The sequence below is a fragment of the Streptomyces sp. NPDC050287 genome (assembly GCF_044459385.1).
In the GTDB taxonomy this organism is placed as follows: domain Bacteria; phylum Actinomycetota; class Actinomycetes; order Streptomycetales; family Streptomycetaceae; genus Streptomyces.
Window position 1 is genome coordinate 189,328 of record NZ_JBITIY010000010.1, and the last position, 10,019, is coordinate 199,346.

The 10,019-nt window shown below is 70.9% G+C and carries 8 protein-coding genes; all 8 read left to right on the plus strand.

Features of this window, described 5'->3' with window-relative positions; genetic code table 11:
* The first annotated feature begins 206 nt into the window (after window positions 1-206).
* The 8 genes from eccD to ACIBK3_RS32100 all read left to right on the plus strand — a co-directional run bounded on the left by eccD (window position 207) and on the right by ACIBK3_RS32100 (window position 9,971).
* Window positions 207-1,607 (plus strand): type VII secretion integral membrane protein EccD, encoded by a 1,401-nt coding sequence (gene eccD, locus ACIBK3_RS32065; protein WP_399370913.1) that lies wholly within the window; start codon window positions 207-209, stop codon window positions 1,605-1,607.
* Between the two features lie 203 nt (window positions 1,608-1,810).
* Window positions 1,811-3,409, plus strand: a complete 1,599-nt coding sequence (eccB, locus tag ACIBK3_RS32070) for a type VII secretion protein EccB (RefSeq protein WP_399370914.1) — start codon at window positions 1,811-1,813, stop codon at window positions 3,407-3,409.
* Between the two features lie 487 nt (window positions 3,410-3,896).
* A complete protein-coding gene (locus tag ACIBK3_RS32075; protein WP_030677051.1) occupies window positions 3,897-4,232 on the plus strand; it encodes a hypothetical protein in 336 nt (111 codons plus the stop codon).
* Between the two features lie 92 nt (window positions 4,233-4,324).
* A complete protein-coding gene (locus tag ACIBK3_RS32080) occupies window positions 4,325-4,633 on the plus strand; it encodes a WXG100 family type VII secretion target (protein ID WP_399370915.1) in 309 nt (102 codons plus the stop codon).
* 237 nt (window positions 4,634-4,870) lie between these two features.
* Window positions 4,871-5,341, plus strand: a complete 471-nt coding sequence (locus tag ACIBK3_RS32085; RefSeq protein WP_399370916.1) for a type VII secretion system-associated protein — start codon at window positions 4,871-4,873, stop codon at window positions 5,339-5,341.
* Window positions 5,342-5,471: 130 nt separating this feature from the next.
* Window positions 5,472-8,915: an AAWKG family protein gene (locus ACIBK3_RS32090; protein ID WP_399370917.1), complete on the plus strand. Its 3,444-nt coding sequence runs from the start codon at window positions 5,472-5,474 to the stop codon at window positions 8,913-8,915.
* A gap of 220 nt (window positions 8,916-9,135) precedes the next feature.
* A complete protein-coding gene (locus tag ACIBK3_RS32095; protein WP_399370919.1) occupies window positions 9,136-9,591 on the plus strand; it encodes a YbaB/EbfC family nucleoid-associated protein in 456 nt (151 codons plus the stop codon).
* A 2-nt stretch (window positions 9,592-9,593) separates the two neighbouring features.
* Window positions 9,594-9,971, plus strand: coding sequence for a hypothetical protein (locus ACIBK3_RS32100; protein WP_399370920.1), 378 nt, complete (start codon window positions 9,594-9,596; stop codon window positions 9,969-9,971).
* The last annotated feature ends 48 nt before the right edge of the window (window positions 9,972-10,019 follow it).

Below are 10,019 nucleotides of genomic sequence, written 5' to 3' on the forward strand. Positions count from 1 at the left end.
CAATCCGGCGGGTGTCGGCAGTAGTCTGCATTCACGGAACGCCAACTGTCCACGCGGGAGCGGTGGTCGCCGGGCACGCGGACCTAATTCCCTTGCCCTGCCCCCGGGTTTCTGGCGGCACCGCGCCTTCCGTACTCTTCGCACGTTCCCCCGTTTTACGGGGAAGCCCCCCACCAAAGCCTCTACGGAAGCCGAGAGTTCAGCTGATGACCGACAGCGCGGTGGCCGAACTGTGCCGCCTGACCGTACGCGCGCCGAGCGTCTCCGTCGATCTGGCCGTGCCCGCCGACGTGCCGGTCGCCGACCTCTTGCCCACACTGCTGCGCTACGTCGGCGAGGAGGCCGAGGAGGCCGGACTCGACCACGCCGGCTGGGTGCTCCAGCGCCTCGGCGACGCCCCCCTCGACGAGGAGACCACCCTCGCCCGCGCCGGGCTCGCCGACGGCGACGTGCTCTACCTGCGTCCGCACACCGAGGCGCTGCCCGAGGCCCGGCTCGACGACCTGGTGGACGGGATAGCCGACACCGCGGGCCGGCGACTGCACACCTGGCACGCCGGCGCGGCCCGAGGGCTGCTGGTGGGCACCGTGGTGGCGACCGTGGTGACCGCCCTGGTGCTGGTGTTCTGGCCCGGAGTGCCCGCCTCCGCCCGGGTGGCCTGCTCGGCCGTGGCCGGGGTGCTGCTGCTCGCCGGCGCGGCCTCGGCCAGCCGCGCGGTCGGCGACCGGCTCTCCGCGACCGCGCTCGGCCTGCTGGTCGCGCCCTGCCTGGCGCTGGCCGGCTGGGTGCTGCCCGGCGGCGACCTGACCGGCCCGGACGCGGCACGGGTCGCGGGCGCGCGGCTGCTCGCGGCGGGCGCCGCGGGCGCGGGCGGCGCGGTCCTCGCGCTCGCCGCCACCGCGGTCGGCGCCCCGGCCCTCCTGGCCACCGCGGTGGTCTCGGTGGCCACCGCGATCGCCGGGGCCCTGATGGGCTACAGCGGCCTGGACGTGCCGGCCGCGGTGGCGCTGGTGGCGACGGTGGTCGCGCTCGGCGCCGGGGCGGTGGCGCCGTTCGCCTTCAAGCTGGCCGGGATGCGGATGCCCGCGCTGCCGTCCTCCGCCAGCCAGCTCCAGGAAGGCATCGAGCCCTACGCGGGCAGCGAGGTCGCCGAGCGCACCGAGCTGGCAGGGCGCTGGGTCACCGCGCTCTTCGCCGCCACCGGGACCGTCGCCGCGGCCGCCCTGGTCGTCCTCGCCGAGCGTCCGGACCTGCCCGGGGTGGTGACCGCCCTCGTGCTGAGCCTGCTGCTGCTCCTGCACTCCCGCGGCCTGGTGCACATCGGGCAGCGGCTGACCCTCGCGGTGCCCGGGGTCTGGGGGCTGCTGCTGCTCGCCCGCGCCTGGGCGGTGCACAGCGACGCCGACGGGCGCCCGGTGGTCTTCGCGGTCCTGCTCGCCGCCGCGGCCGGTCTCGTGATCGCCGCCTGGACGGTGCCCGGCCGCCGGGTGCTGCCGTACTGGGGCCGCGCGGCGGAGCTGGCACACACCGGCTTCGCGGTCGCGCTGCTGCCGCTCAGCCTGTGGCTGGCGGGCCTCTTCGGCTGGCTGCGCGGGCTGTTCGGCTGAGTTCACCGTACGTCCGTATGCGGGCTCCTGCGCCTGTACGCCCGTATGCGGGTGCCCGTGGGCGGGGTGTGAGCGGGCCCGGCCAGCCACAGCAGGGCGGCGCCCTACTGCGCCCGTACACCCGTATACCCGTACACCCGTACACGGGGTCCTGCACCCAACGCCCGTACACCGGGTCATCGAGAACGAGTTGAGGAGAGGCTGTGCAGTCCAAACGCGACCAGGTGCACGCCCACAGCTTCATGATGGGCAGGCTCAGCTCGGGCCTGCTGATGGCCGACCCGGACGCTCCGGAGAGCCCGCTCGGGCGCACCACCCGCGGCGTGGTCTTCGGCGTGCTGGTCACCGTGCTGATCGGCGCGGGCAGCACCGTGTACGGGCTGCTGCGCCCCGGTGGCAACGACGGCTGGCGTGACGGTGAACACCTGGTGGTCAACCGCGAGACCGGCGCCCGCTACCTGTGGACCGGCACCGACGGCGTGCTGCATCCGGTGCGCAACTACGCCTCGGCGCGGCTGATCGGCGGCTCCGACCTGACGACCAAGGACGTGGGCACCGCCTCGCTCCGGGACACCCCGGTGGGCGCCCCGGTCGGCATCCCCGGCGCCCCGGACGCGGTGCCCGAGCCCGGCCAACTGGACGACGGCGCCTGGCACATGTGCGTCACCGGGCCGGAGGGAGCGCTGCCCAGCACCTCCGGTGCCGTGGCGGGCACCGGGGTGAACAAGCCGGGCGCCACCACCGTGGTCGCCGGGACGTCGCTGGACTCCCGCGGGATCGGCGGCGACCAGGGGGTGCTGGTGCGCGGCCCGGACGGCACCGAGTACCTGGTGTGGCGGGGCAGCAGGCTGCCCCTGGACCGCGCCTCCGACGCCCGCAACGCGCTCGGCTACGGCTCCGAGCGTTCGATGCCGGTCTCCGCGGCCTTCCTGGACGCGCTGGCGCCCGGCCCCGCCCTGCGCCCACCCGCGGTGCCCGGGCGCGGCGAGCAGGGCCCCGACCTCGGCGGCGAGGCCAGCCGGATCGGCCAGCTGTTCAGGATCAGCGTGCCCGGTGGCGGCAGCACGTACCACCTGCTGCGCAAGGACGGCCTGGTGCCGCTGACCCGGCTCGGCGCCGCCCTGGTGCTGGGCGATCCGGCCACCCAGAGGGACGCCTACCAGGGAGGATCGCCCGAGGCGCGCACGCTCGGCGCGGACGCGCTGCGCGAGCACCGGGCGAAGAACGCCGGCTCGGCCGGGTCCGCGGAGCTGCCGGACGCGCCGCCGGTCCCGCGGTCCGCGCCGCGCGGCACCGCGCTGTGCGCGAAGGTGGACGGCGGTGACGGCGGCGCCCGGATCAGCTCGGTGCTGGCCCCGCTGACCCGGCTCGCCCCGGTCGCGGTGCCGGAGGGCACCGCCCAGCCGCTGGAGCCGGCCTGCACCCCGCCGGACGCCTCGGTGGTACGGCCAGGGCACGGCGCCCTGGTCCGGGCCCTGCACGCGAGCGGTGCCGCGCACGCGGGGACCACCTATCTGGTGGCGGACAACGGCGTGAAGTACCGGGTCTCCTCCCAGAAGGCGCTGGACGCTCTCGGGTACGAGGCCGGGGACATCGGCTCGGTCCCGGCGCCGCTGCTCGCGGCCTTCCCGACCGGCGCGGACCTGGACCCGGCCGCCGCCTCGGGCGCCGCTGAGGCCAAGATCACAGCCCCGCGGTGCGGGGCCGTCGAGCGGGCGGAGAAGCTCGGCGCGGACGCGGACGGCAAGACGGACAAGGCCGACACAGCGGGTGCAGCGGGCACGGCGGGCACCGCGCGCTGAGCCGGACAAGAAACACGTAAAGCACCCAATGAAAAAGAAAGGGCGAGGGCGGGGAAAATACCGGCCGAACTCGGCGTGGGGGTGCGCCGGGATGCGGAGTGGTGCGGAGGGCGCGGAGGGGAAACCTCAGAAAAAGCTCAGGAATTACGGCGGTTCCGGGATCCCGCGGAATCCAGCCAGGCGGCACGGGCAATGGACGGAAACCGGCCAGTGCGATGACCGTTTCCCTTCCGCGCGCGCCCGTTTCCCGCCCGTTTCCCGTCCATGTAGCGTCAGCGGGCGGGTAGTTCACGTGCCCGCTTCCCTCGTCGGTGAGGGGGGCGTTCACCCCGGTGAAACAAGCGGACAACTCACGTGGTACATAAGACATTTGGCGAACTGACCGATGCTCAAATCTTCCCTGCACGCGTTGCGCGGAACACGTGGTTCTCTTTAGCCTCAGCGAGCAACGTTGCGACGAGAGTTGCTCGAACGAAGGGAGCGCGACATGGCGGACAGTGCCGCACGGAAAGCGGATTATGCCAAGGGCTTGGGGGGCGTCTCGTCCCTGGAGTCGGCCCGGAGCCAGGTCGAGAAAATCCAGAACAACGTCGCCGAGATCGCCGCGCGTTCCGGCGTCGGCGGCGACGAGGGCCAGGCCCTGCTGAAGCTCTTCCGCAGCTGGAACGGCGAGGCGCAGAAGGTCGTCGTACAGATCAGCAAGATGATCGACGCGCTCCAGGAGAACGTGACCTCCGCCAACCGCCTGGCGAAGGAGAACCAGGACCTGACCGAGGTCCTCAACAGCAAGACCACCCAGGGCGTCTTCGAAGCACTGCTCTGACCCGCCCCCCTTCCGGCGCCGGCGCTGGCCGGCGAGGCGGGACCCCATGAGCTTTCCGGGCTCCGACGCCCGGCCACCCGAGAGGAGACGTCATGGCTGACGGCATCATCGACGTGCAGTACCCCGTGGTCCAGAACGCCATCGAGGAACTGAAGAACCAGACCCAGCAGATCATCACGACCCTCAACAACCTGGAGGACGAGCTGAAGCCGCTCGTCAGCACCTGGGAGGGTTCGGACCAGGAGATGTACATCCAGGTCCAGGCGGAGTGGGACCAGGCCACCAAGAACATGGCCAACCTGCTCGGCGACAGCGGCGAGCTGATCCAGAGCATCCACGACAACCACTCCCGCGACGAGCGCAAGAGCGCCGACAACTGGGGCAACGTCCGGGCCCGCTAGACCCGTTGGCCCGGCCTGACCCACACGACAGGCCCTGGTCGCCGATCCGGCTCGTGCCCGCGCGCCCGGATCCGGCCCACTGGCCCGGCCGTCCGTGCCCGGTTCATGCCCACCGGTCCGGCCGTCCGCGTCCGGCTCCGTCCCACCGGTCCGGCCGCCCGCGCGCGGGGCGCGGGCCGGCCGGGCCCTGCCCGCCCTCGTATCCCCGTCCGGTACCAAGCGCCAGGAGGACGTCCCATGGCCGGTGAGAAGGCCGACGTCAAGCATTTTGACCTCAAGCAGATGGAGAACTTCCGGGACAACGAGGTGCAGCCGGTGTACACCGCCGCGAAGAAGCACCGAGAGGAGGGCGACGGGTCCACCATCCGCCCGCTCGGCCAGCTCATCGACGGGCACACCACCCCGCAGAACCTCGCCCAGGACAAGCAGCTCCTGCGTATCGGCAAGATGGTCACCGACCCGCTGGTGTCGGGACCGAAGCTGATCGAGGACATCCGCACCGCGGCCACGGCGATCGACAAGCTGCTCGGTGAGCAGATGGACCTCTTCAAGGAGTTGAAGGAGGCGCTCACCGAGACCATCGACGAAGCCAACAAGACCAAGGACAAGAACCTCGACGCGATCGACGCGCAGACGCTGCTGCAGACCTTCGAGGAGGTCGACGCCTTCACCGCGGGCGGCGGCGAGGAGAACAACGACAACACCTGAGCCCGTCTCGCGCGTGCCGGCCGGGCCACGGCCGCCCGGTGCGCCCGCGGGAGGAACACCCGGCTGCACACCGGCGTGACGACGCCGTGCATCGGCATGAATGACAAGCACTGACCAGAAAGGGCGCCCGGTGGCCGATCGGTACGATCCCAACTCCGACGAGAACCTGGACAAGTTCGCCAAAGCCGGCGACCCGTCGACCGATACCTGGGCCACTCTGGTCACCCACATCACCGGCTACCCGGTGCCGGACCGCAACACCGTCTTCGACACCCTCCGCTCCGACCACGGCGGCAAGCTCTTCCGGATGGACATCAAGGAGCGCAGCCTCAGCCTGCTCGTCAAGGACTCCGGCTTCATGACGAACAACGGCGAGGACTACGACATCTGGTTCTTCGACAAGGGCAAGAAGACCAAGATCAAGCAGGCGCGGATCGTCTTCGAGGGCCGTGTGAAGGCCGGAGACGAGATCATCTTCGCCAGCCCCGGCTCCGACAACGTCAACGACGCCCAGGTCCGTGAGGGCAACGAGTTCACGGACTACAACAAGGACAAGATGAGCACCGTCGCGCTCGCCCGGTACATGAACGGGCCGCGGGCGGCGCTCCTGGCCCTGCTGGGGGGCAGCACCCAGGACGCCCGGTTCAGCAACCTGGGAGTGCCCGGGGCCGACGTGGTGGACCTGAACTCCTTCAACACCACCGGGGATTCCTTCGACTACGCGGCCAAGTTCTTCAAGGACCACGCGGTGGTGCTGAAGGACTGGGAGGACCGCTTCGGCCGGGACGACGCGAGCTGGAAGGGCGAGGCGGCGGAGGTCTTCCGCAGCCTGCTGAAGAAGATCCGCGAGAACTACGACAACTACGTCGAGACCTTCAACTCCACGGCCGGCACCGGCGGCCAGACCGGCACCGGCGGCACGGTCTACTCCCGCGCACTGTCACTGGGCCGCTCGTACCTGGTGGACGCCGCCAACGCCCTGCTGAAGGCGTGGCTGGACTGGGCCAAGTCCCCGTACTACGACCCGCACCAGGTGCTGCGCTACGTCCTGGACGACCTCGCCCAGTGGGTGGACGCGAACAACGTCGCCAAGACGGACATCAAGGTCTCGTACTCCCGGTACAGCAGCTCCACCTACCACGAGCCCCAGGCCGGCTTCCTCCAGGAGCACCCGGAGTACGGCGACCTCACCGACATCGCGAACTGGGCGAAGGTCGGCGACAAGGCGGCCAAGATCTGGAGCCAGGGCGTCGACGAGTACCTGGGCAAGCCCGCCGCCACGGTGCAGTCGAACCTGAACAACCACTTCCTCGACCTCGGCAAGGACTTCTCGGAGAACGTGCCCGAGCCGAAGTCGACCACCACGGCCGCCGACGACTACGAGAAGAAGAAGCTGGAGGACGAGAAGAACGAGATCAACAAGCAGAACGAGGAGAACCGCAGGTACCAGGACGAGCTGCGGGCGGAGCAGGAGCGGCAGCGCGAGGAGGACCGCAAGTACCAGGAGGAGCTGCGCAACGAGCAGAACAGGCAGCGGGAGGAGGACAAGAAGTACCAGGAGGAGCTGAGGAAGGAGCAGGAGAAGCAGCGCGAGGAGGACAAGAAGTACCAGGAGGAGCTGCGCAACGAACAGAACAGGCAGCGCGAGGAGGACAAGCGCGAGGCCGACGAGCTGAAGAAGGAGCAGGACAAGCAGCGCGAGGAGGACAAGAAGTACCAGGACGAGCTGCGGGAGGAGCAGCGGCGCGAGCAGGAGGAGGCCAAGCGCCAGGCCGAGGAGCAGGGCAAGGCCCTGGAGGAGAGCCTCGGCGGCCTCAACGATCCCAACGCGCTCAAGGAGCAGAACCTCGGCAGCCTCGACGAGTTGCTGAACCAGAACAACCCGGTCACCGAGAGCCTCGGCAACACCGGCAACACCGGCAATCCGAACAACCCGGTCACCGAGAGCCTGGGCAACCTCGGCGACGTGAACAACCCGGGCGGCGACGACCAGCAGTGGTTCACGTCCAACCCGGCCCCGGTCGCCCCGAACCTGAGCGCCCTGCGCACCCTCAACAGCGGTCCGGCCAACGGCCCGGGCGATACGAACAACGCCGCGGCCAACGACGCGATCACCCAGAGCCTCGGCAACCTGGGCGGCGTGAACAACGGCACCGGAGGTTCCCTCAAGACCCCGACCGGCGGTACCGCCCAGCTCACCGACGGCAAGCTCACCACCGACTTCCCGGACGGCAGCAGCAGCTCCTTCGACCCGGACAGCGGGGTGCTCACCACCACCCACCCGGACGGTTCGGTCACCACGCAGAACCTGGGCGACGGCGCCAAGGTGACCAATCCGGATGGCTCGGTCACCTCTCTCGGCGGTGACGGCAAGCTGACGACCAGCTTCCCCGACGGCACCACCCAGACCGTCGACCCCACGACCGGCCGGGCGACGACGACCAACCCGGACGGCACCACCACCACCGATAACCTCGGCGACCTGGGCAACCTCAATGGCCAGAACGGCCAGAACGGCTTCGGGGACCTCGGCGACCTGGGTGACATCAACTCCGACCTGCCCACCCAGTCGACCGGTGACCTGGGCGATTTCGGCAACCTCAACAGCGACCAGCCAGGCCTGGAGACCCCGACCGGCGGACACACCACGCTCGACGGCGACGACTTCACCACCAAGTTCGCGGACGGCAGCGAGGCCACCTTCGACCCGGACAACGGGCTGCTCACCACCACCCGTCCGGACGGCTCCACCACGGTCACCGACCTCACCCACGGGGCGAGGGTGACCAACCCGGACGGCTCCACCACCTTCCTGGACAACGGCCGGCTGACCAACGGGTTCCCCGACGGCAGCACCCAGGTCATCGACCCGGACACCGGCATCGCCACCATCACCGACCCGCAGGGCAACACCCGGACGGTGGACCTGCACGACCTCAACTCGCCCGGTAACTTCGACAGTTCGGACATCCTCGACGATCTCGGCACTGTTGGTGGCGGCGGTGACGGTGGTGGGACCACCTCCCGGGACGTGCCGTTCTCCGACCTGGGCCTCGGTGGCGGCAATGTGAGCACCGCGGCCTCCGGCGGCGGGCTGTCGTCCGGGGCGGGTTCCTTCTCCGCGGACGGCTTCGGCGCGGTCGGCGCCGCCCCGCTCTCCGACGGTGCCGCGAGCAGCGCGGGCACCCCGCTCAGTCCCGCCGCCGCGGCCGGAGCCCCCGGCATGCCCGGTACGCCCGGCAGCCCGGGCATGCCGATGGGCGGCGGCATGGGCGGCATGGGCGCGGGCGGAGAGAAGGGCAACGGCGAGCGGGTACGGGCCGTCCTGGTCGACGCGGCGGAGGAGAGCGAACGCCGCAACCGCCGCCGGCGCAGCCCGTGGAACCGCCAGGAGGACAGCGACACCTTCCTGGCCCCGGCCTCCCGGGTGGCGACCACCGGCGGCGACTCTCCCGAGGCGGAGCCGGAGCCGGAGCCGGGCCGCAGGCCCACCAGTTCCGCCGACTACCTGGAGGAGGACGCGGACGTATGGGGCACCGACGAGGGCGGCACCCCGGCGGTCATCGGGCGGTGACCATCGTGCGGCCGTCCCCGGGCGGTGACCACCGCGAGGAGACGAGCCCCGACCGGCCCCGGTTTCCACAGCCGGGACCTCACCAGGCAAGATCGACAGGGCAGTTGACGGACCGGAGATCAGGTCGGGACGTACGGGCCGGACATCCGGACGTACCGGCCAGACGTACGGACCGGACATCCATACGCACACGGAGCACGACGGAGAAGGGACGGACGGCGTGACGGAACCACTGGAGAAGCGCCTGGAGAAGGCGATGGCCGAACTCCAGGCAGCCCAGGAGGCGGTCGCGCGCACCGAACGCGAGCTGCGGCAGGCGTCGTTCGCGGTGCTGTCCTCCGACCGCGCGGTCCGGGCGACCGCGGGCCCGCAGGGTGAGCTGACCGGGATCGAGTTCCTGGAGAACAAGTACCGCGACATGTCCCCCCAGGAGCTGGCCGCCAGCGTCCTGGAGGCGGCGAGCGCGGCGCGCCTGAAGATGAACCGCCACGTGATGAAGGCGATGGCTCCCTTCACGGAGCCCAGCAGCAACGTGCCGGAGCTGAAGGGCTTCGAGGTCGACTGGGAGCGGATCTTCGGCCCGGAGGTGCTGCGCGAGGACGACGAGGACACGGCACGCGGCGGCCAGGAGACACCTGCCTGGCGGGACGCGCTCGGCGAGGACGGGGAGGACTGACCGTGGGACAGCGCTACTACGTGGACCCGCGCCGCATCGAGGCCCTGGCGGGGCAGCTGGAGGAGATCGGCGCCCTGACCAAAAGTATGACCGAGGAGTTCTTCGACGAGCTGGCCCCCACGGTCAACTGGCCCGGCACCGAGGGCGAGTTCGCCGAGAAGGCCAAGCCGCAGGAGCAGAAGGAGCGGCAGACCACCAAGGACACCATGATGTCCATCCGGGACGCGCTGGTGGAGATCACCGACGCCACGCTCAGCCAGGTCCGGATGATGAAGGACACCCGCGACCGCAACATCGAGGGGATCGAGCAGGGCACCAGCCGTATCGACGCCAACGGGCTGAACGGCGACGACGGTTCAGGCGGGCATGGCCGCCGCTGACCCGCGCACCGCCGGCCGCTCCCGCACCGCGCCGGGAGCGGCCGCTCC

Bases quoted from the DNA above. Each gene is read 5' to 3' on its own strand.
- eccD (WP_399370913.1), top strand. From the start codon at position 207: ATGACCGACAGCGCGGTGGCCGAACTGTGCCGCCTGACCGTACGCGCG.
- ACIBK3_RS32075 (WP_030677051.1), top strand. From the start codon at position 3,897: ATGGCGGACAGTGCCGCACGGAAAGCGGATTATGCCAAGGGCTTGGGG.
- ACIBK3_RS32080 (WP_399370915.1), top strand. From the start codon at position 4,325: ATGGCTGACGGCATCATCGACGTGCAGTACCCCGTGGTCCAGAACGCC.
- ACIBK3_RS32085 (WP_399370916.1), top strand. From the start codon at position 4,871: ATGGCCGGTGAGAAGGCCGACGTCAAGCATTTTGACCTCAAGCAGATG.